This window comes from Stenotrophomonas sp. YJH_SMC_123 (assembly GCF_059368215.1).
The window spans coordinates 860,778-885,144 of the sequence record NZ_JCAFRM010000001.1 but is presented as its reverse complement, the minus strand read 5'-3'; the positions used below and the strand labels follow the sequence as shown (position 1 = coordinate 885,144).

24 protein-coding genes are annotated in these 24,367 nt (G+C 62.7%); 10 read left to right on the top strand and 14 right to left on the bottom strand.

The genetic code is table 11. The annotated features are described in order from the left end of the window. Positions 1-4 precede the first annotated feature (4 nt). Complete coding sequence (locus AC5P5W_RS04170; RefSeq protein WP_495220852.1) at positions 5-553, bottom strand: helix-turn-helix transcriptional regulator; 549 nt, start codon at positions 551-553, stop codon at positions 5-7. Next, positions 553-945 (bottom strand): AraC family transcriptional regulator, encoded by a 393-nt coding sequence (locus AC5P5W_RS04165; protein WP_495220851.1) that lies wholly within the window; start codon positions 943-945, stop codon positions 553-555. Before AC5P5W_RS04165 ends, AC5P5W_RS04170 begins: the two co-directional genes overlap by 1 nt. A 108-nt stretch (positions 946-1,053) precedes the next feature. Between AC5P5W_RS04165 and AC5P5W_RS04160 the strand changes: the two genes are divergently transcribed. Next, positions 1,054-1,893 carry an oxidoreductase gene (locus AC5P5W_RS04160; RefSeq protein WP_046430252.1) on the top strand — a complete coding sequence of 280 codons (840 nt, stop codon included), beginning with the start codon at positions 1,054-1,056 and terminating at the stop codon, positions 1,891-1,893. A 47-nt stretch (positions 1,894-1,940) separates the two neighbouring features. Here AC5P5W_RS04160 and AC5P5W_RS04155 read toward each other — a convergent pair whose 3' ends face one another. From AC5P5W_RS04155 to AC5P5W_RS04145, 3 genes are all read right to left on the bottom strand, one after another. Further along, positions 1,941-3,710 (bottom strand): oleate hydratase, encoded by a 1,770-nt coding sequence (locus tag AC5P5W_RS04155; RefSeq protein WP_197574366.1) that lies wholly within the window; start codon positions 3,708-3,710, stop codon positions 1,941-1,943. A gap of 141 nt (positions 3,711-3,851) precedes the next feature. Further along, positions 3,852-4,376, bottom strand: coding sequence for a GNAT family N-acetyltransferase (locus AC5P5W_RS04150; RefSeq protein ID WP_014646887.1), 525 nt, complete (start codon positions 4,374-4,376; stop codon positions 3,852-3,854). 200 nt (positions 4,377-4,576) lie between these two features. Beyond that, positions 4,577-5,671: an FAD-dependent oxidoreductase gene (locus AC5P5W_RS04145; RefSeq protein WP_197574365.1), complete on the bottom strand. Its 1,095-nt coding sequence runs from the start codon at positions 5,669-5,671 to the stop codon at positions 4,577-4,579. Positions 5,672-5,751: 80 nt separating this feature from the next. On the opposite strand from AC5P5W_RS04145, the gene AC5P5W_RS04140 reads away from it, so the two are divergent. The 4 genes from AC5P5W_RS04140 (at position 5,752) to AC5P5W_RS04125 (ending at position 7,639) form a co-directional block, all read left to right on the top strand. Further along, a complete protein-coding gene (locus AC5P5W_RS04140; protein WP_032958112.1) occupies positions 5,752-6,207 on the top strand; it encodes a MarR family winged helix-turn-helix transcriptional regulator in 456 nt (151 codons plus the stop codon). 172 nt (positions 6,208-6,379) lie between these two features. Further along, positions 6,380-6,835 (top strand): SRPBCC family protein, encoded by a 456-nt coding sequence (locus AC5P5W_RS04135; protein ID WP_111205497.1) that lies wholly within the window; start codon positions 6,380-6,382, stop codon positions 6,833-6,835. Between the two features lie 10 nt (positions 6,836-6,845). Beyond that, entirely contained in the window at positions 6,846-7,178 is a 333-nt protein-coding gene (locus tag AC5P5W_RS04130; RefSeq protein ID WP_014646883.1) for an ArsR/SmtB family transcription factor, read from the top strand. A gap of 2 nt (positions 7,179-7,180) precedes the next feature. After that, positions 7,181-7,639, top strand: a complete 459-nt coding sequence (locus AC5P5W_RS04125) for an SRPBCC family protein (RefSeq protein WP_049440748.1) — start codon at positions 7,181-7,183, stop codon at positions 7,637-7,639. Positions 7,640-7,693: 54 nt separating this feature from the next. Here the strand turns inward: AC5P5W_RS04125 and AC5P5W_RS04120 are convergent, their stop codons facing one another. Continuing rightward, positions 7,694-8,980 carry an alpha/beta fold hydrolase gene (locus AC5P5W_RS04120; protein WP_197574364.1) on the bottom strand — a complete coding sequence of 429 codons (1,287 nt, stop codon included), beginning with the start codon at positions 8,978-8,980 and terminating at the stop codon, positions 7,694-7,696. Between the two features lie 144 nt (positions 8,981-9,124). Between AC5P5W_RS04120 and AC5P5W_RS04115 the strand changes: the two genes are divergently transcribed. Continuing rightward, a complete protein-coding gene (locus AC5P5W_RS04115; RefSeq protein WP_197574363.1) occupies positions 9,125-9,502 on the top strand; it encodes a DUF4180 domain-containing protein in 378 nt (125 codons plus the stop codon). A 97-nt stretch (positions 9,503-9,599) separates the two neighbouring features. Next, positions 9,600-10,364 carry a COG4705 family protein gene (locus tag AC5P5W_RS04110; RefSeq protein WP_197574362.1) on the top strand — a complete coding sequence of 255 codons (765 nt, stop codon included), beginning with the start codon at positions 9,600-9,602 and terminating at the stop codon, positions 10,362-10,364. On the opposite strand, the gene AC5P5W_RS04105 is transcribed toward AC5P5W_RS04110, so the two are convergent. The 3 genes from AC5P5W_RS04105 to AC5P5W_RS04095 all read right to left on the bottom strand — a co-directional run bounded on the left by AC5P5W_RS04105 (position 10,361) and on the right by AC5P5W_RS04095 (position 12,520). After that, on the bottom strand, positions 10,361-11,143 hold the full coding sequence (locus AC5P5W_RS04105; protein ID WP_197574361.1) for a 3-hydroxybutyrate dehydrogenase: 783 nt from the start codon (positions 11,141-11,143) through the stop codon (positions 10,361-10,363). The two genes, AC5P5W_RS04110 and AC5P5W_RS04105, sit on opposite strands and share 4 nt — an antisense overlap. Before the next feature lie 83 nt (positions 11,144-11,226). Continuing rightward, entirely contained in the window at positions 11,227-11,706 is a 480-nt protein-coding gene (locus AC5P5W_RS04100) for a hypothetical protein (protein ID WP_481440653.1), read from the bottom strand. A gap of 79 nt (positions 11,707-11,785) precedes the next feature. Then, positions 11,786-12,520: a hypothetical protein gene (locus AC5P5W_RS04095; RefSeq protein WP_197574360.1), complete on the bottom strand. Its 735-nt coding sequence runs from the start codon at positions 12,518-12,520 to the stop codon at positions 11,786-11,788. A gap of 705 nt (positions 12,521-13,225) precedes the next feature. Between AC5P5W_RS04095 and AC5P5W_RS04090 the strand changes: the two genes are divergently transcribed. After that, on the top strand, positions 13,226-13,801 hold the full coding sequence (locus tag AC5P5W_RS04090; protein ID WP_197574359.1) for a 5' nucleotidase, NT5C type: 576 nt from the start codon (positions 13,226-13,228) through the stop codon (positions 13,799-13,801). A gap of 93 nt (positions 13,802-13,894) precedes the next feature. On the opposite strand, the gene AC5P5W_RS04085 is transcribed toward AC5P5W_RS04090, so the two are convergent. Next, complete coding sequence (locus AC5P5W_RS04085) at positions 13,895-14,734, bottom strand: type 1 glutamine amidotransferase domain-containing protein (RefSeq protein ID WP_197574358.1); 840 nt, start codon at positions 14,732-14,734, stop codon at positions 13,895-13,897. 95 nt (positions 14,735-14,829) lie between these two features. Between AC5P5W_RS04085 and AC5P5W_RS04080 the strand changes: the two genes are divergently transcribed. Beyond that, a complete protein-coding gene (locus AC5P5W_RS04080; protein ID WP_197574357.1) occupies positions 14,830-15,753 on the top strand; it encodes a LysR substrate-binding domain-containing protein in 924 nt (307 codons plus the stop codon). Between the two features lie 548 nt (positions 15,754-16,301). Then, positions 16,302-16,658 (top strand): hypothetical protein, encoded by a 357-nt coding sequence (locus AC5P5W_RS04075; RefSeq protein ID WP_197574356.1) that lies wholly within the window; start codon positions 16,302-16,304, stop codon positions 16,656-16,658. Positions 16,659-16,721: 63 nt separating this feature from the next. On the opposite strand, the gene AC5P5W_RS04070 is transcribed toward AC5P5W_RS04075, so the two are convergent. From AC5P5W_RS04070 to AC5P5W_RS04055, 4 genes are read right to left on the bottom strand one after another with little or no spacing between them, the layout of a single operon-like run. Then, positions 16,722-19,871, bottom strand: a complete 3,150-nt coding sequence (locus AC5P5W_RS04070; RefSeq protein WP_197574355.1) for a type I restriction endonuclease subunit R — start codon at positions 19,869-19,871, stop codon at positions 16,722-16,724. Between the two features lie 23 nt (positions 19,872-19,894). Beyond that, a complete protein-coding gene (locus AC5P5W_RS04065) occupies positions 19,895-21,055 on the bottom strand; it encodes an SIR2 family protein (RefSeq protein ID WP_197574354.1) in 1,161 nt (386 codons plus the stop codon). Then, a complete protein-coding gene (locus tag AC5P5W_RS04060) occupies positions 21,055-22,383 on the bottom strand; it encodes a restriction endonuclease subunit S (protein ID WP_197574353.1) in 1,329 nt (442 codons plus the stop codon). Before AC5P5W_RS04060 ends, AC5P5W_RS04065 begins: the two co-directional genes overlap by 1 nt. Continuing rightward, a complete protein-coding gene (locus AC5P5W_RS04055; protein WP_197574352.1) occupies positions 22,373-24,088 on the bottom strand; it encodes a class I SAM-dependent DNA methyltransferase in 1,716 nt (571 codons plus the stop codon). The genes AC5P5W_RS04060 and AC5P5W_RS04055 overlap by 11 nt, the downstream gene beginning before the upstream one ends. Positions 24,089-24,367: the final 279 nt, after the last annotated feature.

Sequence of the window (24,367 nt, the reverse complement as noted above, 5' to 3'; positions counted from 1 at the left end):
CCCCTCAATGCGAAGACACGTACACCGCATCGGCTGGCGGAGGTGGCAGCGCGAAACTGCGCCGCATCCGCGCGACCTCGGCCGCCGGCGGCAACGCGAACAGGCGCTTGAACTCACGGTTGAACTGCGATGGGCTGGCATACCCCACCGCCAGCGATGCCGCTTCGGCGGTCATCCCCTGCCGCAGCATCAGCAACCGTGCCTGGTGCAGGCGGGTCGACTTCACGTACTGCATCGGCGACGTGCCGGTAATCGCGCGGAAGTGGTCGTGGAAGGTCGCCACACTCATGCCCGCTTCGGTGGCCAGTTGCCCCACGTCCAGGGTGGTGGCATATCCGGCATGGATCGTCCGCAGCACTCTGCCGATGCTGCCGAAGCGCCCGCGCATGGCCAGCGCCTCGCGCATTGCGCCGCCCTGTGCACCCGTCAGCACGCGGAAGTACACCTCACGCACCAACGCAGGGCCGAGCACGGCAGCCTCCAACGGTTCAGCCAGTGCCTCCAGCAGGCGCAGCACCGTGGCCTGCATCGGCGCCTGCATCGGGCTGGACATCACTGCGCCGGTGTCGCCGGGGTGCCCTCCTGTTCACCCAGTTCGATCAGCAGATCAGCCGCCAGCTGCAGATCCAGGTGCAGGTAGATCGCCAGCAGCGGCGCCTGGGCCGACGCATCGGTTTCCATCGTGAACGGCACCGGCACCGACACTGCCAGGTAGTGCTGGGCGTCGTACTGGTAGACCTGCCCGCCCAGATAGCCACGCTTCACGCCCTGGCAGACGATCACGATGCCGGGGTCGTACAACACCGGCGTGCGCGCCAGTGGCCGGTCCGATCGCAGCAACCGCACCCCCGGCAGGCGCGTGAGCGTATAGCCCTCCTCCACCGCCAGCGTCTTCAGCAGGCCGACCATGCGCGCCTGCACCTGCCGTTGCAGGGAATCGACCACAGGCACAGGCACTCCAGAGGAATAGGCAAGAATGGCCGAATCCTAGGCCTGTGACCCCGGTCGTTCAAGAACTAACGTGCAAGCCCTGCCCACCACGAACGCCCCCTCATGCCCCCTTCCCGCTTTCTCCTCATCACCGGTGTCAGCAGTGGATTCGGCCGCGCCCTTGCCCAGCAGGCCCTGCTGGCCGGCCACCGCGTGGTCGGCACCGTGCGCAACGAAACCGACCGCCAGGTACTCGAAGCGCTCGCTCCCGGCCGCGCATTCGGCCGCCTGCTGGACGTAACCGATACCGCCGCCATCAATGCGCTCGTCGCCGATATCGAAACCAACATCGGAAGCATCGACGTGCTGGTCAACAACGCTGGCTACGGCCACGAAGGCATCCTCGAGGAATCCACGCTCGCCGAGCTGCGGCAGCAATTCGAGGTGAACGTATTCGCTCCAGCCGCGCTGATCAAGGCCGTGCTGCCGCACATGCGCGCCCGGCGCCGCGGCCATATCCTCAACATCACCTCCATGGGCGGTTTCATCACGATGCCGGGCATCGCGTGGTACTGCGGCAGCAAGTTCGCGCTGGAGGGCATCAGTGAAGTGCTTGGCAAGGAAGTCGCGCCGTTTGGTATCCACGTCACGGCCGTCGCGCCGGGTTCCTTCCGCACCGACTGGGCAGGCCGCTCGATGGTGCGGGCACCGCGCAGCATTGACGACTACGACGCATTGTTCGATCCCATCCGCAGCGCGCGTGAGGCGAAGAGTGGCCACCAGCCCGGTGATCCAGTGAAGGCTGCGCAGGCCATGCTGCAGGTCATCGACAGCGACGCTCCTCCCCGCCACTTGCTGCTGGGCAGTGATGCACTGCAGCTGGTGAGGGCAAAGCTGGCATCGATGGCCGGTAGCATCGACGCGTGGGAACAGCTGAGCCGTTCGACCGACGGCGTAGCGTGAGATCTTGAGGCCGCCGATGCCCTCACCGGCGGCCTCCCCCTGCCCGCTCAGTCTTCCTGCACCAGCTTGAACTCGCGCAGCAGGCCACCGATCTGGGTCTTGTCCAGCTTGTTCATCAGCAGATTGCGCAGGAACGCAGGCCCGGGAACATCCAGTTCCTTGCCATCGCGCAGGCGACCGGTGGCGGCCAGCAGCGAGCGCACGTCATACGTGGAATTGAACACCTCCGGCACGCCGCGCTCGATCCCCAGCAGGGTGTACACCGCTTCCATCGGCGTGCGCACCGAATATTCGGTGGTGAAGATGCAGTCGCGCTGCTTCGATTCGGCAAACTGGCCGATGAAGGCGAAGTTCACCGCGCCGTCCGGCACCACGTCCGGGCGGTCACCGGCCTGGCGTGGCATGAAGAACGCCGTGATGTACGGCATCATCACCGGCACCGTCTTCGCACCGGTCGCGGCCAGCGCATCAATCTCTTCCACCGGCACGCCCAGGTGGTACAGCCACTCGCGGGTGATCTCCTCGCCGGTGCACTCCTGCATCGGCTTTTTCACGTAGTCGCCCGGCGTATCCACAAACAGCGAGTACACCCAGACCACGATCTGGTCCTTGGGCTGGTTCTTGAAATGCGGCTGGCGGTTCACCGTCCAGCTCATCAGCCAGCGCGAGTCGCGCACGCTGACGATGCCGCCGGTCACCACCTTGCCACTGAACGGGTCGCGCTTGGCGATCTTCTGGATGTAAGCCGGAATGCGCGCATCCAGCGTCGTCACTGTCGCCGATTCCCACTTGGTCTGCGGGATATGCGCGCCGAACACGTCCGGGCGCCCGAACGCCGCATCCTTCGCGGCGATGCGGCGCCACAGGTCCCAGGCCGGCGCCGGTCCTTCGTTCAAACGCGCCGCGGTGTGGTGATCGCCATTATCCGAGTTTTCGGTCAGCGAACCGATCGTCATGAAAACAAGATCATCGGCGCCCAGATCCACGCCATCGGCTACACCATCACGCATCCAGTGGATACGCGTGGCCTGCTTGCGGCCCGGCTGCAGATCGAAGTCGACGTCGGTCACCTCGGTGCCGTACTGGAACACCACGCCCTGCTCCTGCAACCACTTCACCAGCGGCAGCACCAGCGATTCATACTGGTTGTACCGGGTGAACTTCAACGCCGAGAAATCCGGCAGGCCGCCGATGTGGTGGATGAAGCGATGCAGGTACAGCTTCATCTCCAGCGCCGAATGCCATTCCTCGAACGCGAACATGGTGCGCCAGTACAGCCAGAAGTTGCTGTCCAGGAAGTCGCGGCCCAGCACCTCGTCGATCCGCTTGTTCTCCATCTCCTTCCGGGTGGCCAGGAACAGCGCGATGATGTCCTTCTGGGCCTGCTCGGTCAGCGTGAACAGGCCATCGGTGTGCGCATCTTCGCCGCGATTGATGGTGGCACGCTGCAGCGAATAGTTCGGGTCGTCCTTGTTCAACCAGTAGAACTCGTCCAGCACGCTGGCATCTTCAATCTCCAGCGACGGAATCGAGCGGAACAGGTCCCACAGGCACTCGAAGTGGTCTTCCATCTCGCGGCCGCCGCGGATCACGAAGCCCTTCTCCGGCACCTTCAGGCCATCCAGCGCGCCGCCGGGAATCTGCTGCTGCTCGAGAATGGTGATGCGCTCACCGACCATGCGGCCGTCGCGCACCAGGAACGCGGCGCCGGCCAGCGAGGCCAGGCCCGAGCCCACAAACCAGGCGCGCTTGCCATCCACACCGGCCGGCTTGCGCGGGCGCGCGAAAGCTTCGTAGTTGCCACTGCTGTAATACATGCGTTGCACCTTCCTGGAGGGGGTCATCAGGAACCGGCAGCGGAATGACACAGCCATCCGATGCAGGTCATGCCCCTACTCTAGCGCCGAACCGATGTATCGTTTCCTGCACGCAGGCTGCGACGGAATGACGCAGCCGCGTCAGAGCGTCCTTCCCAGCAGCATGCCTGGCCAGCCGTCCACGTTGAACGGCGCGATGCGCGTATACCCGCAGGATTCATAGAAGCGCACCAGGTCGCCGCTGCCTCCGGCGTAGCAGTCCACACGCAGATGGTCGACACCGGCAGCGCGCGCCTGCTCGTCGGCAAACGCCATCAGGCGGCGGCCGATGCCACGCACGCGCACATCACGCGAGGCCACCAGAACCCGCACATACAGCTCCGGCCCGGTGGGCGCCGGCACATAGGGCATCGACTCGCCCAGTGCAAGGAACGCCCGCACGTCGCCCTGCTCGTTCTGCGCCACCCATGCGCCTGGCAGTGCACACGCCTCGGTGACCTGGGCAATCCGGCGCGGCATCGTCGACCACGGTTCGCTGCCCCATTGCTGCACATTGCCGATCGACACGAACCACTCGATCACCTCGTCAAAGAGCCCCAACACTGCGGGGGCATCGGCCGCGCTGGCGCGGCGGATGTTCAAGGCGTCCTTTCCGGTTTCAGTCATGCGTTCCGCTCCTGTCATACCACGCTCCCCAACCCTGGAAAACAGGGGGAGCGTCGGCCGGTTCAACCAGTCTAGCGCGTGCCCCAGCGTGGCCACCTGTACCGGACCAAAGCAGTCGGAAGTCCATGTGACTTCCAGCGCGCCGCCAGGAATCTGCTGCTGTTCCCAGTGTCGCAGGTGCGTACAGACTCGATGCTTCATCAACCGCGTGGAGCATCCCCTCCGGTAGTGAACCAGCGCTGGAACCCCTCGATCGCATCCGGCATCAGGGCGCGGGCGCGTTCACGCACCAGCACTTCGGCGTCGCGCATCGCGCTGATCGCATCCGGCCGCGCGCACAACGCCATCGCCACATCCGACGCGTCCAGCATCGCCAGGTTCACGCCCACGCCCACCGGCGGCATCAGATGCGCCGCATCGCCGATCAAGGTCACGCCATCGCGCGGGGCCCAGCAAAAATCCGCTGGCAGGCTGTAGATCGGCCGCCGCACGAAGTCCGTGCAGGCCTCCAGCAGGCGCCGAAGGTTCGTGGCCCACCCGGTATAGCAGCCTGTCACCAGCGTCCGTATGCCGTGCTGCGCGATCTGTGCATCAAGCCATTCGGAAGAGCGCTTCAGCGCCGCATACACGCAGAGCCGATCGCGGCTGTTGCGTTGCACGAACAAGGTCTCCTCGCCGCCAAAGCAGAACAGGCTGCCCTGCCCGACCATCGCTGCGATGTCCGCAGCAGGCTGTGCAATCCAACCTTCGAAGAAGGTAATGCCGGTGGGCAGCGGCTGGCACGTACTCAAGTCCGCGCGCACTTTCGACCACGCACCATCGGCACCGATCACGATGTCCGCCTCGCGCTGCACGCCGTTGGCGAATCGCAGGCCGTGGCCGTTCGCCTGTGCAGATACCAGCGCGGTCAGGCTGTGGCCCCACTGCACCGTGTCCGCCGGCAGCGCGTCCAGCAGCAGCTGGCGCAGGTCGCCGCGGTCGATCTCCGGCTTGTCCTTGCTCCCTTCCGGCCCGAACCCGCCGGTGGTGATCTCCCCGGACCACGGATCGCCCATCCGCGCCTCCTGCCCCTCATGCCGTGCGACCGCACGGAAGGCCTCCAGCAGGCCCGCGCGCTGCAGCGCCACCTGCCCGGAATCGTCGTGCAGATCCAGCGTGCCGCCCTGTGTGCGCTGCTGCCCGGATGCTTCGCCCTCGTACACGCTCACGCGGTGACCGCCCCGATGCAGGATGAGCGCAGCGGTGAGGCCAGCGGGGCCTGCGCCGATGACGGCGATGCGGGGAGGGTGCTGCATGGCGCGATCCACGTTAGTTGATACGTCAACCGTATGCCGCAAAGGTTGACATGTCAACCATTGCCCGGCAACGTTCGGCCATGACCTCCCCCAGCATCACACCCGACGAATGGGCCACCTGGCGCGGCTTCCGGCGCATGGCAGAAATCACCTCCGGCCGCATCGTCCAGGACATCACCCGCAGCACCGGGCTCTCAAGGGCCGACTTCATCGTGCTGATGGAGCTGAACCAGTCCAAGGATCGCTGCCGCCGCCAGCGCGAACTGCTGGACTACCTGGAATGGGACAAGACGCGCCTCTCGCACCAGCTGACCCGCATGGCGGGCCGTGGCCTGATCGAACGCGATACCGACAGCGAAAACGTCGTAGTGATCCGCATGACCACAGAAGGGCACGCGCAGCTGCGCGCGGCACGGCCGGTACACGCCGCCGGTGTCCGCCGGTATTTTCTCGACCATCTCTCCGCGGATGATCGTGCCGCACTGCAGCGGATCACCGACAAACTGCATGCCGCCCTTCAGGACGGCGAGAACTGAAGCATCGCCCCGGTAGTGCCGGCCGCTGGCCGGCAACTGCACGCACCCAACGCCACCGGGATGCCGGCACTACCACGCCCGGGCGTTCGTGGCGGGGTTTGACATGCAGGCATTTACCTGCATATAGTCCACTCAAGGGCGGCGCCTGCCGGCCCATCGCGAGGAACCTGCAATGGTGGATATCGCACACAGGGTCGGCATCAAGGCCCCCGCAAGCCAGGTGTACCAGGCGCTGGCCACCCCCGAAGGCGTGGCCGCCTGGTGGGCCGAAGACGCGCACGGCGACCGCGAAGCCGGCGGCACGGTCAAGGTCCGTTTCACCAACAACGGCCAGGAAATCGGCGCCATGGAGATGAAGCTTGAGCAGCTTGTTCGAGGCGAGCTCGTGCTGTGGCGGTTCCTCGCCGGCCCCGCCGAATGGATCGGCACCTACGCGCGCTTCGCGCTGAAGCAGGAAGGCGACTACTGCATCGTGCTGTTCACGCACGAAGGCTGGAAGGAGCGTGTCGAGTTCACCTCCCACTGCAGCACCAAGTGGGCGGTGTTCCTGATGAGCCTGAAGGCACTGCTGGAAACCGGCAAGGGCCAGCCCAACCCACACGACGTCAGGATCGACAACTGGAATTGAAGACCTCCCCATGGCGGTAGACCACCTGCGCGACGCAGACAAGGTGTTCAAGGCACTGGCCGATCCCACGCGCCGGACGCTGCTGGATCTGCTCTGCAAGGACAACGGGCAGACGCTGGGCCAGCTGTGCGAACACCTGGACATGGCCCGGCAATCGGTCACCCAGCACCTGGGCCTGCTGGAAGACGCCAACCTGATCAGCACCGTGCGCCGTGGCCGCGAGAAGCTGCACTTCATCAATCCGGTGCCGCTGCATGAAGTCTATGAGCGCTGGGTACGCAAGTTCGAGCAGCAGCGCCTGAGCCTGCTGCATGACCTGAAACGCGAACTGGAAGGAGAATGACGATGTCCGCAGAGTCAACCCGCTTCATCCACGTGATCTATATCGCGTCCACGCCACAGAAGGTGTTCGAGGCCATCACCCGCCCCGAGATCGCCAGTCGCTACTGGGGTCACGAGAACGTCTCGGACTGGAAACCGGGCTCGCGCTGGCAGCACGTGCGCGCCAACGAAACGCGCTCGGTCGAGCTGGTCGGCGAAGTGGTGGAAAGCACCCCGCCCTCGCGCTTGGTCATCACCTGGGCCGCCGCCTCGCAGGCCGACAACCCGGACGCCTACAGCCGGGTGACCTTCGAGATCGTGCCCTACCAGGACATGGTGCGGCTGACGGTTACCCATGAGGAGCTGGAACCTGGCAGCGGCATGGATACCGGCATCCGCCAGGGCTGGCCGATCGTGCTGTCGAGCCTGAAGTCGCTGCTGGAGACCGGCAAGGGGCTGGATGTGTTTGCGAAGCCGAACTGAGTCGTGCCGCAATCGGCGGCGGAGCGCCACCCGCCGCCAGCGCTCCCTGGCCGGTCAATCGCTCAATCTGCGCGAACGCCCATAACTGCCACGCACATCCTGCTTGATCCAATCGGCCAGCAGGCGCAGGTAGCCGTCGGTGATCCGCGTCGACACGCGGTTGCCCTCGGCATCGGTGCGGAACTCGACCATGCCGTGGTCGGTATCCGGGAACAGGTAGGTGTCGATCGGTTGCCCCGACGCGCGCAGGCGCGACAGGATCGAACGCGTGGCGGCAATCGGCGCGGCGCGGTCCTGCTCGGCCAGCACCCACAGCAACGGCACCTTCAGGCGGCGCAGCGCGGCCTCGGCGTCGTAGTCCCAGATCAGTTCCAGGTTGTCGAATCGCGCGCGACCGATCCGGCGCAGGTCAGCGTCACTCATGCGCAGCATGTCGCCGCTGTACTCGCCGCTGATGTTCTTTGCCCACGGTGCGGCACCGATCTGCGTACGCACCTTCGCCAGCGCCTCGAACCCTTCAGTGAAATGCGTGCGCATCAACTGCGCGGTCGCGTCTGAAAGCTGGCCGACCTGCTTCATCGCCGTTGCATCCAGCTGCATGCGCCGTGCCTCGTCGAACAACTGCTCGCGGTCCTCCTCGATGGGCGACACCACCAGCCCGAAGCCGATCGCCACGAAATCCGCCTGCGAGCGGGTCGCCGCCAGCGGCGCGATCCAGCCGCCCTGGCTGCCACCAAAGTAGCCGGCGCGGCCGAACCGGCCTCTCGCCAGTTCGCGCGCCTTGGCAAGCGCCGCCGCCGCGTCGTCGGCCAGCAGCTCGAAGTTCTGTGTGTACTCGCCTTCCGAATCGCCGGTCCCACGCTTCTGGTAAGCGAAGACCGAAATCCCCTGCGCCACCAGCATGCGCTGGTAGATGGCCGCCGCCGCCATCGTGCGTTCCGAGCCGTGCACCAGCACCACCAGCGGTCGCGTCGGGTCGGCCGGCCCTGCCGGCTCGATCAACTGCCCAACCAGCTTGGTTCCCGCGCTGATGAAAGGTGCATCGGTATCGCGGGTCGGCAGTCGCTGCCAGCGCTGCTTGCCTCCCGCAGACGACCTGAAGCTGACCACATCGTCGCTGCAGCTCACCGGCGCGTTGGCATCACCGGTGGCGCCACGTCGCCCGTCCAGCATCAGATAGCGCTGCCCCGTGGCCGGTGCCGCAGCGGGTGCGCCGAGCACCACGATGTTGCCCTGTCCGTCACCGTAGGCACTGGCCGTGCATAGCTCGGCGGCCGCAGCCGGCAGACCCGAGCACACCAGCACCGCCATCAACAACGAACGACTCCTCCACCCTGCCATGCCCTTCCCCGTTTCGATGAACCTGCGTCGTGCAGGTGCCGGGCGCAGCCTAGCGCGTTCGTTCGCCAGATTCATGCTGCAACCGCTCGCCGTCGCTCCCCTTCCACGGCCATACTGGAAGGACGATACGGACTTCAGAGCGTCATGCACCCACACTTGGAACACATCGGCACCACCCGCATCCTGCGCGTCGACCCGCAGGGCCCGATGCTTGATGCCGGCGCCCTACGCGACCTGGTCGGCGATGCCCTTGGGCACCAGGCCGAGTGGATCGCCGTGCCGGTGCAGCGCCTTTCGGCAGACTTCTTCGAGCTGCGCTCCGGCATGGCCGGGCAATGGCTGCAAATGCTGGTGAACTACCGCCTGCACTTCGCCGTCCTGGGCGATGTCAGCGGCTACCGCGCACAGAGCGAATCGCTGGACGCGTGGATCACCGAATGCAACCGCGGCCGCGACGGCTGCTTCGTGGCCGACTGGGGCGCCCTGCTGCCGCGCCTTTCGGCCCCCGCCAGCGCCGGCTGAACGCCGCCCCCACGCTCACCCTCGCCAAACCTGGTTCCGACTGCACTCCGACGCCGCCCGCCACAGCATCACCCGCGGGCTCCCCAGGCGACGTTCGATGCGCGCTTCAGACGCAGATTCCCTGCGCAGCAAAGTGGCGGCGGTCACCCTCGGTTTCTGGGTGATGAAGATCGCCGCCACCACCCTCGGCGAGACTGCGGGCGATCTGCTGTCGATGACGCTCAACCTGGGCTACGTGGCCAGCTCGGCCATCCTGCTGGCGATCTTCGCCGGCCTGCTGGGCCTGCAACTGTCGGCGCGGCGCTTCCATCCGGTGCTGTTCTGGTCGGTGGTGCTGGCGACCAGCACTGCCGGCACCACCCTGTCCGACCTGATCGACCGCACGCTCGGCCTGGGCTACGCCGCCGGCGCCAGTCTGCTGGCCGGCTGCCTGGCGCTGGTGCTGCTGGCTTGGCAGGTGTCGGAAAAGTCGATCTCGGTCAGCAACATCGCATCGCGCCGCGCCGAAGGCTTCTACTGGACCGCCGTGCTGTTCTCCAACACGCTCGGCACCGCGCTGGGTGATTTCCTCGCCGACGATTCCGGGCTGGGCTTCACCGGCGGCGCACTGCTGATCGGCAGCCTCATCGCGCTTACCGCACTGGCCAGCCGCATCAAGGGCATCAACCGGGTCATCCTGTTCTGGATCGCCTTCGTGCTCACCCGCCCGTTTGGCGCCACCTTCGGCGACCTGCTCACCAAACCGCTGGAAAAGGGCGGCCTGGGCTTCGGCACAGTAGGCTCGTCGCTGGTGCTGTTCACCCTCCTCGCCACGCTGGTGGCACTGCCGATGCTGCAGCGCAAGGCGCAGCCAGCCAGCTAGCGCGCCGTCCAGCCCCCATCCACCGGCAGCGCCGTTCCGGTGATCTGCGCCGCCGCGTCCGAGGCCAGGAACACCACCGTCTCACCCAGCTGATCGGGCGTCACGAACTGCAACGACGGCTGCTTCTCAGCCAGCAGCTCACGCGCGGCGGTCTCCTGATCCGTGCCTTCGCGCTCGGCCAACGCGGTGATCTGCTGCTCGACCAGCGCCGTCCGCACCCAGCCCGGGCAGATCGCATTGGCGGTAATGCCCGTACCCGCATTCTCCAGCGCGGTCACCTTGGTGAACCCCACCACGCCATGCTTGGCCGCCACGTAGGCCGACTTGTTCACCGAGCCCACCAGCCCGTGCACCGACGCAATGTTGATGATGCGGCCGGCGCCCTGCTGCTTCATGTGGTGCAAGGCCGCCGCCGTTGCATGGAACACCGCCGAGAGATTCAGCGCCAGAATCGTATCCCACTTTTCGACCGGGAATTCCTCGATCGACGCGGTGTGCTGGATGCCCGCGTTGTTTACCAGGATGTCGATGCGCCCCATCGTCGCGACGGCGCGATCGATCATCCCGCGCACCGCCTCGCCATGGGAAAGGTCGGCGCCGTCATGCGCCACGCGCACGCCGAACTCGGCTTCCAGTTTGGAACGGATGCGTTCGATTTCCGCCGCATCGCCGAAGCCGTTCAGCACGATGTCCGCGCCTTGCCGGGCCAGCGCGGTCGCAATGCCAAGACCGATACCGCTGGTGGAGCCGGTGACCACCGCAACCTTGCCACTGAACATGGGTGAGCTTCCATCGGGCACAGGCAGCCAGTGTAGCGTCACCGGCTCGCCGCTTTAACTGACACCCTCAAGTCGGCCCACAGCTAGAAGCGGATGCCTGCCCGATCAACGGTCGCCAGCGGGTTGGCCTTCCGCACGGCCTCAAGGAACAGCAGGAAATCCCGATTGAACAGCGTCAGATTGTTGGTAAACGTCACGCACTTTCTGCCCGATGCTTTGCTGAAGCACACCTGCCAGACATAACGTCCGTAGATCTTATCGGAGGTGCGAGTGACTGAGTTGATCTGCGAAAGCGGAACCGCCGTGGGCACCGGCCCACGCCGCAGGTAGAAGGACTCCGCATCAAAGAAGTAGTGCTCCCGATCCTCTTTTCCATCCACCATCACCAAGGTCATGGACCTGCCGGAAATCCGGCGCGGGGCATGCAAATGCAGCCCCGATTTCACGGACGAGCGAGCAGTTGCTGACATCCGCCGAAGGGTGAACCAGAGGATCACCAACGGAAGGGCCGCGAGGACAATGAAACCTACAGTCTTCAAAACAGTTTCCAGCGTGCTAGGCACACAGATCTCCAGGATGAACTTTCAGGCGATACCCAAGTAGATCCACGCCATGCGTGGATGACTCTCCCCCAACGCCTTTTCACTTCCAATGATCCGGCCCCAGGAACGGCAGGCTTAGCACAAACACCGGCACGGCCACAGGGATCAGCGCCGCGCCGAGCACCTTGCCCGCCGCCGAACCCGCACCCGGCTTGTCCTCCCTCTCCGGCAGGATCCGCTGCGCCCGCGCATTGATCGGCTGTGCCAGCTTCCCCTTCTCCGCCAGCGCCGCAGCATCCGGCAACTGCACCCGCTCGCCTTCGCCCTCGAACAGCGCGCTGTAATAGCTGCCGCCCTTCCTTGAAAGATTGCAGGCGCGGTCAAACGCCAGCGCGTAGCGGGTCCGGTCCATCGGCAGGTAGTAGCGCGACCGCTCCTCCACGGCCTTTGCCTCACGCGGGGGGACCTCAATCCGCTCCAGCCTGAACTGTGCGGCCTGCTCTGCCGTTACCTGCTCCGGCCGCAGCAGCAGCGCATAGCTGCCGTGCACCTTGGCCTTGTTGGCCGGGTCGCGCCAATCCTCATGGAAGTACATCTGCGCGCAGGCCACCGCCTCGCGCAGCGGGCTGTCCATCAGCGCCCGGTACTCGCGGAACGGCGCTGCATTGAAGCGCATCGGCTCGTCATAGCGCGGCAACAGGTACAGCTGGCCGTCGTCGGCCACGAACGCACTCGTGATCTCGCGGCTTGAGGCGTGCTCCTCCGGGCCACTGGCACAGCCGGACAGCAGGCCAAGGCACAGGGCGGAGAAGGTGAAGAGGATGGACGTTCGCATGTCGTGTTGGTGGGCTTCCCTGGGAAAACGGCCCCGGCCGGAAGGACGAGGCCAGCCCATCATGGTGCCATGCCGGCCCTGCCCTGCCCTGCCCAATCAAACTGCTGGAGATCGAGCGGGTTCAAGTCGCTGGCGCTGGTCGGCGTGATATATTGAGTGCGCCTGAACATCCATGTTCAGTGACGTTCCTGGATCAGCCTGGAACGAGCGCCACAGGCATATCCCCATTCGGCCTTTCCGTGGCGCTTGGGGATTATCCAATCACCAGCGCGCCAGATTGCTCCTTGGTTGGCGAAATGAACCAGTGGCTGGGGCCATGCGTCTTGGCCAACGGCCAGAGCAGCCACTCGGCATGCCTTTGAAGAATCGCCGCGATATATACCGCGTTTCAAGCGTGCCGGTTGCGGTTTCAACCGCCCGGAGTCGCCGTGAGGCGATGCCCATCTCAGTTTCAATTCTGGTTGGTGGCGCCCATATTGTTTTGTTACGGCGCGGTGCACCGTCCCGCTGCAGCAGCGCCTGATGGACTCAAAAGTCACTCTGGCGTTCCGCATTGGCGGGGTTGCAGGCCATCACTCTTTCGCTCTGGACCGACGCCGGCAGCATCGCGATTGCTGCCATATCTGTCGCGATCGCCAAACACTTTGCCCCGCTCCTGGGGAACGGATGAAGATGAAAGCCCACTCTTGAGAGGAGAGCGCGTAAATGAACGCTGATGATGTGAAGTCAATACCGATGATGGACCCGCTCGCGAACTGGCACACCGGTGGATCGAGTGCATCCCGACGCACCATCTACGTAGATCTTGATGGCGTGATGGCCGACTTCGACGCGGCATTTCCCGCTCTGTTTGGCCTGGACCACCGCGTGCTTGCCGACGATGAAATGTGGGGGCACATCAACAACCACCCGTCATTTTTCCGCGACCTTCCGCCGATGCACGGTGCAGTAGAGTTCTTCCACAGCATCCACCACTTGAACCCGGTGATTCTCACGGCCTGCCCGAAATCGAACTATCCACTCGCTGCCATGCAGAAGCGGCAGTGGGTCCGCGAACACCTGTCAGCAACCTGCCTGGTCTTGCCTGTGCTCGGCGGCAGGCACAAGCCTCTTTTCATGCACCAGCCAGGCGATGTTCTGATCGACGATTTCGAAGCGAACTGTGATGCCTGGACAGCAGCGGGCGGCGTGGCAATCAGGCACGCCGGCGATTGGGCTGCGACGCGTCACGCGCTTTCCCAGATTGAAGATCTGTCAGGGGCAGCGCTCGCGAAGGGCTGATGCCCGCTCTGCCGACCACGCTGGCACTTCCACAGACAGGCCGAGGCGCTGGCCCCTCGGCCCACAAGGCCGGCACCCTGCTTCGTAGCCCCCTTACTTCAACCGCTCCACCAACCGCTGCCCCACCTCCAGCGCAGAAGCCGGGTTCTGCCCGGTAATCAGCTCGCGGTCCACCACCACATGTCCGGTCCACGGCGTAGTGTTGCTGCTGAACCGCGCACCCGCCCGCTCCAACGCGGTCTGCGGGTAGAACTTCATCTCACCGCCGCCCAGCAGCGGCTTGGCCTGCTCCTCTTCCTGGTTGCTGATCACCGTCATCTGGTAGCCGCTGTAGATCCACTTCGGGGTAGCCGGCATCGCACCCGCTTCCAGCTTCGCCACGAAACCCGCCGCATCCGGCAGCGTGGACAGCAGTGCGATCGGCCCATGGCAGACCAGCGCGGTGGTCTTGTTGCGCTGGTGGAAGTCGGCCAGCAGCCGGCCCAGCGCCGGGCTCTTCAGCAGGTCCTGCATCGGCGCGTGGCCACCGGGAATATAGACCGCATCGAAACGCGCGTAGCCTTGCTGCTCAATGCGCGCCAGGCTGACCACCGGCGAGGCCGTCGGCGAGGTCAGCGCCAGCTTCTCCAGCAGGTCCTTGTGTAGTCTCAGCTGCGCGGCATCGTTGCCGAAGTACGCCGGCGTCACCGAGGACGCATCCACCGTCGGCGCCCGCCCCTGCGGCGTGGCGAAGGTCACCTCGTGGCCCGCGTCCAGCAGCAGCTTTACCGGCTGCATCAGCTCGTTGAGATAGAAGCCGGTGGACAGCACCTTGCCGTCCTTCAGGTCCAGGTGGTTTTCGTCGGACAGCACCACCAGCACGTTGGCGGCATGCGCGCCGCTGGCGGCCAGGGTCAGGGCCAGCGCTGCGGCCAGCCGGGTCATCAGGTTCATGGGGACTCCTATCGGGCAATGGCCGCCACTTTATTCATCGCCCCAGCGGCGATAAATTGGCCCCACTGCAAAACATCTGTTCTCCGGAGAGCCAAATGAGCCGCAAGTTCGACTACCTCGGCGATGTGGAGGTGTTCCTGGCGGTGGTCGAGCACGGCTCGTTCACGGCCGGCGCCGTGGCGCTGTCCACCACGCCCTCGGTGCTGAGCCGCGCGGTCACCCGCCTGGAAGCGCGGCTGGGCCGGCAGCTGCTGCAGCGGACCACCCGCCGCGTGGGCCTGACCGACGCCGGGCGGCTCTATCTGGAACAGGTGCGCACCGCCTTCGGCCTGCTGGACGACGCCGAGCGCGACGTACTGGGCCAGGACGGTGCGCTGGCCGGCCGCGTGCGCCTGAGCGTGCCCACCACCTATGGCCACTACCGGCTGCCGCCCGTGCTGGCGCGCTTTGCGCAGCAATTCCCGCAGGTGCAGGTGGAACTGAACATCACCAACCGCAACGTGGACCTGGTGGCCGAAGGCTTCGACCTGGCCATCCGCCTGGGCCAGCTGCCGGACAGCGGGCTGGTGGCGCGCAAGCTGGAAGACGCCCCACTGCTGCTGGTGGCCGCGCCGGACTACCTGCAGCGCCGCGGCACGCCGCAGACGCTGGACGACCTGCAGCAGCACCTGTGCCTGCCCTTCGTGATGCCGCGCACCGGGCGGTTGGCGCCGTGGATCTTCCGCGACGGCGGGCGCGACGTGGACTGGCTGCCGCGTTCGTCCATCGAGACCTCCGACGATGTGCTGGGCGTGGTGTCGCTGGCCGAACAGGGCATCGGCATCTGCCAGAGCTATGCGTTCATCGTGCGGGAGCGATTGCAGCGTGGGCAGCTGGTGGAGGTGCTGCCGCAGCTGCGGGGGAGATCGCGGCCGTTCTCGGTGATCTATGCACCGCATCGGCGGCAGTCGGCCGCGGCGCGGGCGATGATTGAGTTGCTGGTAGGGAATGCGGGGCCTGCTGAGGATGGCGCTGGCTGAGGCCGCGAGGTTCGCTGGCGATGTCGGGTTTGAACCGCTTTTTGGGGCGTGTGGCTGATCACGCGCCGTTGCCACTCGGTGCGGATTAAGAACTGTTGCAAAGAAGGCTGTCGCGCTATTCGCTTGTGGCGTGGGCGATTGCGCCAGTTTGATTCGCCATCAGCAGAGCAGCTGCGCGAATGCGTCTGCTGGCGTCGCGTGCTGCACGAATGGTGCGTGCAACAATAGTTCTTCGCTCTCGGATTCCGCGATTCCTTCGCGAATTTCTATTGGCATTCGAAGCGGCGGCGTAAACACCATGGCGCGCCACCGACAAAGGGTGGTCGGGTCTGCAAACCCGAAGAAAGCGATGTCTGTAGTTTGCGCTTGCCCGTCGGCACCGTCCTTAACCGGTGCTGGCGGGCAATCCGTCGGCCTGTATGGCGGGCGGTGCGTGGGGGCCCTCGGGCCCGCCGGTCTTATGACGTCGCTTCTTCCGGTTTGCAGCCACGCATCGTCCGCCACCCTTCGCGGTGGCGCTGTTAAGCACAGCCACGGAAGCCGACGCCATGAACGAATCCGACACCTTTTCCTCGTACACCGTTGTTGAGCCCATCAACGACGACACCCCCCTGCCCGACCTGAACTCCCTGCTCGGCATCCTCAAGCGCATTCGCGCGGGTGAGGGAGCCGACGGGCTGCCCTGGCCGGAGAACGATGTGTCACCCGGCCGCCGTGTGAGCCTGGCGAAGAGCGAGCGCGCGATGGTGGGGGCGCTTACGGTGCTGGAGGTGCTGCACGCGGCGGATCGCTGCCGAGTGGCAGCGGAGCCGGAGCGGCATTTGGATGAGGGGGTGGTGGATGGGCTATTTCTGGCTTGCCGGGGGTTGGTTGAGTGGGCTTGTCGGGAGGTTAGGCCGGAGTGATCCACCAGATCCTCGCTAGATCACATGGGCGCCTATCGGTGCCCTGATTCTTTAAACATGCGTCTACTTTGACCACGCGTCTGACAGTGATTCCGCCTGCTTAAGCACCAGTTCGATCGCGGCATCCTCACCTACCGGTGGGTACTTCCATTTCTTCAGGGTACGTCGCACCAGAATCCGCAACTTAGCGCGGACGCTTTCACGCACCTGCCAATCCACCGTGGTGCTATGGCGCAGCTTCTCCGTGATCTCGATTGCAATGCTCTTTAGAGTGTCGTCACCCAACTCCCGAACCGCACCTTCGTTGTTGGCTAAGGCATCATAGAAGGCTATCTCATCCTGACTCAGCCCCAATACCGCCTCGCGGTCTAGGGCCGCCTGGAAGTCCTTGGCCATCTGGATCAACTCCTCGATGACCTGCGCCGTCTCTACCGCCCGGTTGTGGTACTTGCGCAAGGTTTCCAGCAGCCGGTCGCCGTACTTCTTCTCCTGCACCACGTTGTTGCGCGCCCGCGCCTTGATCTCGTCGCGCAAAAGCTTCTCCAGCAGTTCCACCGCCAGATTGCGGCTCTTCAGCTGCCGCACGTCTTCTAGGAACTCGTCTGAAAGCAGGCCGATGTTGGGCTTGTCCAGGCCCGCCAGCGCAAAGATGTCTGCCACCCCGTCCGCCACGATGGCGTTGTCCAGAATCTGCTTGAGCGCGCTGTTCTTGTCCGCGTCGGAACGCTTGCGATCCACCGTGGTGAACTTGACGATGGCAGCCTTGACGGCAGCGAAGAAGGCAATTTCCGTGCGCAGGGTGCCAGCATCGTCCAACGTGCTGCACAGGGAAAACGCCTTGCTCACCGCCAGCATGGCATCCAGGAAGCGCTGCTTGCCGTCCTTCAGACCCAGGATATGGTTGGCCACTGGCACCAATAGTTGCAGCGCATCCGTTTCGAACTCGCTGTAATCAAAGCCGTGCATCAACCCGCGCACGATGTCCAGCTTCTCCAGCAACACAGCCAGGGCCTCCGCCGCGCTGTGCGCAGGATCGCCCTTGCCCTTGGATTCGGTGTAGGTCTTGAGCGCCGCTTTCAGCTCGTTGGCAATGCCGATGTAATCTACGACCAATCCACCGGGCTTGTTGCGGAACACCCGGTTGACGCGGGCGATGGCCTGCATCAGGTTGTGGCCCTTCATGGGCTTGTCCACATACATGGTGTGACAGCAGGGCGCGTCGAAGCCAGTCAGCCACATGTCGCGTACAATCACCAGTTTCAACGGGTCTGCCGGGTCTTTGAAGCGCTTTTCCAGGCGTTTCTTCACCTGCTGGCTGTACAGATGTGGCTGCAGCAAGGGCTTGTCCGCTGCCGACCCGGTCATCACTACCTTGATGACGCCCCTCTCCGGGTCGGCATCGTGCCAGTCGGGGCGCAGGGCCGCGATAGCATCGTACAGCTCCACGCAAATGTCGCGGCTCATGCACACGATCATCGCCTTTCCTTCCAGCGTGGCCGTGCGCGTCTCAAAGTGCTGCACCAAGTCGGCAGCAACCTGTTCCAGACGCGATCGCGCACCAACCAGCTTGGTCAGCGCCGCCCAATCGCTCTTGGTCTTCTCGCGGGCAGTGATGTCTTCCTCGTCCTCGATGACCTCATCTACCTGGGCATTGAGTGCGTCGATCTCGGCCTGGTTCACGTCCAGCTTAGCTAGACGGCTTTCGTAAAAGATTGGGACCGTGGCGCCATCGTCTACCGCGTCCTGAATGTCGTAGATGCTGACGTAGTCGCCGAACACTGCCCGAGTGTCTTTGTCTTCCAGGGCGATGGGCGTGCCGGTAAAGCCGATGAAGGTGGCATTGGCCAGCGCGTCGCGCATGTGCTTGGCATAGCCGAACACGTATTTGCCGGTCTTGGTATCCAGCCGTCCCTTCATGCCATACTGGCTGCGGTGTGCCTCGTCGGAGATCACAACAATATTGCTGCGATCCGACAGCAACGGGTGAAGTGCCTCATCGTCCAGCAGGGCGAACTTCTGGACCGTGGTGAAGATGATGCCGCCGGCCTCACGCGAAGCCAGCATCTCGCGCAGCTCCTCGCGGCTGCCGGCCTGCTCCGGCGCCTGCCTAAGGAGGTCCTCGGCGGCGCAGAAAGTTCCGAAAAGCTGACCGTCGAGATCGTTGCGGTCGGTCACCACCACCAGCGTTGGATTCTTCATCTCTGGCTGCTGCAACAGCTTGCCCGCGTAGCAGGCCATGGTGATGCTCTTGCCCGAGCCTTGCGTATGCCACACCACACCGGCCTTGCGGCTGCCGGGCTGTACTTCCTTTCCATAGGTGGCACGCGGCTCCTGCACTTCCAGAAGACCCTTGTTCGGGTTGCTGGCGGCGATCACCGTGGCTTTCACCGCCTCGCGCACGGCATGGAACTGGTGGTAGCCCGCAATCTTCTTGATGATCTGATCGGCATCCTGCTCGAACAGCACGAAGTGGCGGACATAATCCAGGAATAGTGCAGGCTCAAAGAAGCCACGCACCATGGTTTCCAGTTCAAACTCCAGCAGCGGCCGGTTGTCCTCATTGGCAATCGCCCGCCAGGGCTGCATGCGCTCCTGGTTGGCCGTCAACGAACCCAGGCGCGCCGTGAAGCCGTCGCTGACCACCACCGCCACGTTGGTGTTAAAGAGGTCGCCGATCTCTTCCTTGTAGGTCTGGATCTGATTGAAGGCATCCCAGATGTCGGTCTGCTCGTTGGCCGGGTTCTTCAGCTCGATCACCGCCAGCGGCAGGCCGTTGACGAAAGCCACCAGATCGGGGCGGCGCGGCTGTTTGGTACCGGTTACGGTGAACTGGCTAACCAACAGGAAATCGTTGTTGCGTGGCTCGGCAAAGTCGATCAGGTTGACCAGATCGGTGCGCTTTTCGTCGCCTTCGGAGAACTCGACGGGGACGCCGGACAGCAGCAGCCGATGCACGCGGCGGTTACGGGCGATCAGCAGGGGCTCGCTAACCGTCAGAAGTTCGTGCGCCGCCTGCTCCAGCGCCGCGGCGGGAACATGGGGGTTGATGCGGGATAGCGCCGCCAGCAGGCGTTCACGCAGCACCACTTGGCGGTAGTCGGCGCGTGCGGGCTGCTCGCCATCTGGAGCGAGATCGGGGCCGGCTTCAAAACGCCAGCCGATTGCTTGAAACCACTCCAAACATAATTCTTCGAGCCGCTGTTCATTTACCATGGGAAAACCTATGTTTAAGTGACTCATTCAAATGCTACTTGCCGGCGCGACACAGCAATCGCAAGCCTCAAAATTTGCTCCAACAAACCGTGATCGCGGCTTCCATCGTCAGAAACAGATACTGAATACCATATAGGCCGAATTTTCAGCTGTAGTAACCGAGCCTCTTTCTGAGCGCGCTCTTGCGGTGTAGCCGGCTCATTGAGCAGGGCGAAGTGATCAGGTATTTCGAATGCAGCCTCGTCAACGACTGATTTGAACAATTCAAGAGTTTTGTCTTGCTCCAAACTACAACCAAGGAACAACAAGGAATGGCTTATGAAAATCTGTCGCAGTGCCCGCGGCAACTGATTTTGGAATGAAAGAGGCTCGCCGTAGGCAATCCGGTATTGCTCTTGTGTAAAGACATATGTGTTGTCCTGACGCGCATCGCCATGCAGCTTTAAGATGCATCGCTCACCGCGCAGCAAACGCTGAACGAAAGCATTCCCAGGCTGCATTCCATACATATACCCATCTAGCGCCTGACCACGTTGTTGGAAAAGATCTTCGATCATTGAGTCGAAGTTGGTCGTGACGATGCAACCTTGTGCCAATTCGGGCAATAGAAGGACTGGCCCTGCAATCGCTCCTGCACGTTGGCGGAACTCCGTCTTGATGAAGTGCTTTACCTGATCTGCTGCTGCGTCGTATAGTAATTGTGCAGCTTGCAGGTATTCGAATTGCGCCATCAAAGGCTCAACATCCTGCTTCTCTACGCCATTAAGCTTTTGCGCTATTTTGCGTAATGCCTCACCCCACATAGGATAGCCGCACGCTTTGGATATCCCGGCCCCGACAAAGGGGGCGATTCGTCCTAAACGAACAGCATCTACCAGATCGAGAAACACAGCTACTTGATCAGACTGCTTGATGAACTGGCTTGCTTCTTCATGTTGACTGACTTGACACCGACCTTCCCAATGGTCTAATTCATCGAGATAGGCATCGCGATCTGCCCAGTACAGTATCTCACTGATCGGATAGGCGTACAGATTCTCGGGGTCTTTCAAGCTCCTGAATGCAAGAGGATCCGCTTCGTCCAGCACGGCGTTAAAACCCCCGTTGGATGAGTACGCCGCCTGCAAAGCCTCCTCGACCTTGTCGACGATTAGTTTGTTTTCGCGGAGCTTCTTGATGTCCATCAGGCAGCTCCGGTGGTACTAGAAAGTTTACTCACATCACTGACAGACAGCTCGCCAGAGAGGAGCTTGGGGAGGAGAATGCCGCGCAGCTCGGTGAGTTTCACAGATTCACGATCGTTTACCGAAATTTCATTATTTAGCGGCGAAATCAGATTATCAAACGCCTTCAATACATTCTCGCGCGGCGTCAGAACAGGCAACTCAGAAAGTTTCGCTCTTGATAGTTCGGTCTGGCCCGTAGAGCCATCCCCCATCGCTTCGATATCAGGATGCTTCCAGATGATGTATTGGCCCAGATATGAGGCATTGAGCTGGTGGCTCGCTCGAACAACTGTAACGTGAGAGTCCACAATTGTTAATTCATTCAAACAAAGCACTTGCGCAACTCGACCCAACGTGCCGACGCCAGTTGAGTTAACGAGCACATCTCCCAATTCGAGTGCTCGACCATCAATTTTCCTTTGAGTTGGATCGTGCCGCCGCCCTTTCGACTCATCCACCCTGAAATCACGAATGCACTTTTGATTGAGAACAAGAACGCCACCATTCTCCAGATACTTCGGAGAAATCCCTCTATTCAGATAATCTGTGACGCTACCAAGTGCGCTTGTTGCCCACCCCTTCGGAATCTCCCCCAACTCCGACTCTTGCATTGAATCGGGAAACAGGGCGGCGGTTGCGGCGAGTTGGTCCTGCTGCTCGCGGGGTATCTGGTCGAGTTCGGCGTCGGACTTGCCGCTAATGGTACGCATGGCGGCGCGCAGCGGGTCTTGGCCTTGTTCGATGGCGGTGATCTTGGCCTTTACCGGGTCGAAATCGACAAACCAGGACTTGAAGATGGCTTGCGCCATGGCTTCGAGGGTTTGGTTGATGCGGCGATTGAGATCAATCTTCGAATCAAGCGCGCCCAGAATCCTAGCGATCGCCTTTTGTACAGGCAGCGCAGGAATCCTCACCTTTGCTGAGTGAAGGTGATTTCTGTTAATCCCCGGAACGGCCCCCTTATCTGAGTAAGCCTGAAAATCCAGAGTTCTTAGAAAATAACTAATGAAGCGAGGATCGCTCCCTTTGAAGTCGCGAACATAGAGCGTCGTGTTTAGCGGCCAAAAATCGCCATCAATATAATAGACTTCACCTATCGTTCCATATCGCCCCGTCACAACGCCAGGACCCTTGACCATTGCTTCTGAATGGAAATCTGATATGCCAGATGATGAAACTATAGGAACAGCCCCTACAGATCGCTTTCCTTTTGGAAGGTCGTAACCACGCTTCAACTCAATCACATCACCCAGATTGAACTCTTTCCAACTATCATCAGACTGCATAGCCCAATCCTTCCAGATTTTTCCTGATTGCCGCCTCCAACTTGGAGCTTTCCACAAACTGCTCCGCCAGTTGCGCCGTCAGCCGCTGCATCTTGTCGGCAAAGGGCTCGCTGTCTTCTTCCTGCTCCGCTGTGCCCACGTACCGTCCCGGCGTCAGCACATGCTCATGCTTGCGGATTTCGTCTAGCTTGGCAGAATGGCAAAATCCCGGGACATCTTCATACTCCTCGCCCTGCTGCCAGGCATGGAAGGTATCGGCTATTTTCTGAGTGTCGTCAGGCGTCAAGTCGCGCAGCACGCGATCCTTCATGTAGCCCAACTGGCGGGCGTCGATGAACAGGAACTCACCGCGCCGGTCGCGCTTCTTCTTGTCCAGCGCAAAGCCGTTCTGCTTGTCGCGGGTCAGGAACCAGATACAAGCCGGAATCTGGGTGTTGGTGAACAACTGGCCGGGCAGCGCGACCATGCATTCCACGTAGTCGTCCTCGACCAACCGCTTGCGGATTTCGCCCTCGTTGTTGGTGTTGGAACTCATAGAGCCGTTGGCCAGCAGCAGCGCCATGCTGCCGGTGGGAGCCAGGTGCCAGAGCATGTGCTGCAACCAGGCGAAGTTGGCGTTGCCCTGCGGCGGCGTACCGGCGATCCAGCGCGGATCGGCGGCCAGCTTTTCGTTCCACCATTCCTTCATGTTGAAGGGCGGGTTGGCCATGACGAAATCGGCGCGCAGGTCCGGGTGCAGGTCGTTTGACAGGGTATCGGCCGGGCCAGTGCCGAAGTTGAAGTCGATGCCACGGATGGCCATATTCATCGCGGCCAATCGCCAAGTGGTAGGGTTGCTCTCCTGCCCGTAGACACTGATCTGCCCGCTCTTGCCGTTGGCTGCCTTGCCGCCGTGCTGCTCGATGAACTCCTCGCTTTGCACGAAGAAACCACCGGAGCCCATGGCCGGGTCGTAAACGCGGCCTTTGAACGGCTGGAGCATTTCCACGATCAGGGTGACGATGCTCTTTGGAGTGTAGTACTGGCCGCCCTTCTTGCCTTCGGCCAGGGCGAACTGGCCGAGGAAGTATTCGTAGACGTGGCCGAGGATGTCCTTGGATTTTAGGTCCAGCGGCTGGCCCTTGTACTCCTTGGCGCTGAAGTCGGTACCCGAGAAGTGGCTGATCAGCCCGGCCAGCTTGCTGGAATCGAGCTGCACGCGGGCGAAGTCTTTGTTGAGCACGTTCTTCAGGCGGGCGTTCTCGCGTTCGACAGCCTCCATGGCGTTGTCGATCAGCCAGCCGACCGAGCGCATTTCCTCCGGCTCGTCCTTGCCCGGCTTGTTCCACGGTAGCGCCGCTTTGGGCGGCAGTTGCGCGCAATCGCGCAGGGTTTGCCAACGCGCTTCCACCGGGACCCAGAACACGTTCTTCTCGGTGTAGTAGTCACGTACTTCCAGCTCGACGGCGATGTTTTCTTCGTACTCCTGGGTGTCTGCTCCGCCGTACTCGTCCGGATCCATGTAGTAGTCATGATCCGGGTTGGTGAACTGTTCGCGCAATTCGCGCTGCCGTTCCTCGAAAGTATCGGAGACGTACTTGAGGAAGATCAGCCCGAGCACGACGTGCTTGTATACGGCGGCATCGAGGTTGGAGCGCAGCTTGTCGGCGGCAGTCCAGAGCTTCTTTTCCAGGTCGTTGAAGAATTGTTGTTCTATGGGTTTCATGCTTTTGTCCCGTGTTGCGTCATGTCTGTCTTCCTTGCTAGTTTCACTGGCTTCTCGCTTGGTAGCCGCTTATGGCTCGGCGATCGATTTGCGCAAGGATAAAACGTTCTCGTTCAAGGCGGCCGGGCCTTCACCCAGAGATACCGCTTAGGGCGTTGGAAGATACTGCCGTGCCGAACCAGCGCTTCAAGCAGACCCCGATTGAGAGAGTCACGGTCAATGGCAACGGATCTTTCGATGCGTTGTTCGATCTTCTGTTCTATGGGAATTACCTATCCT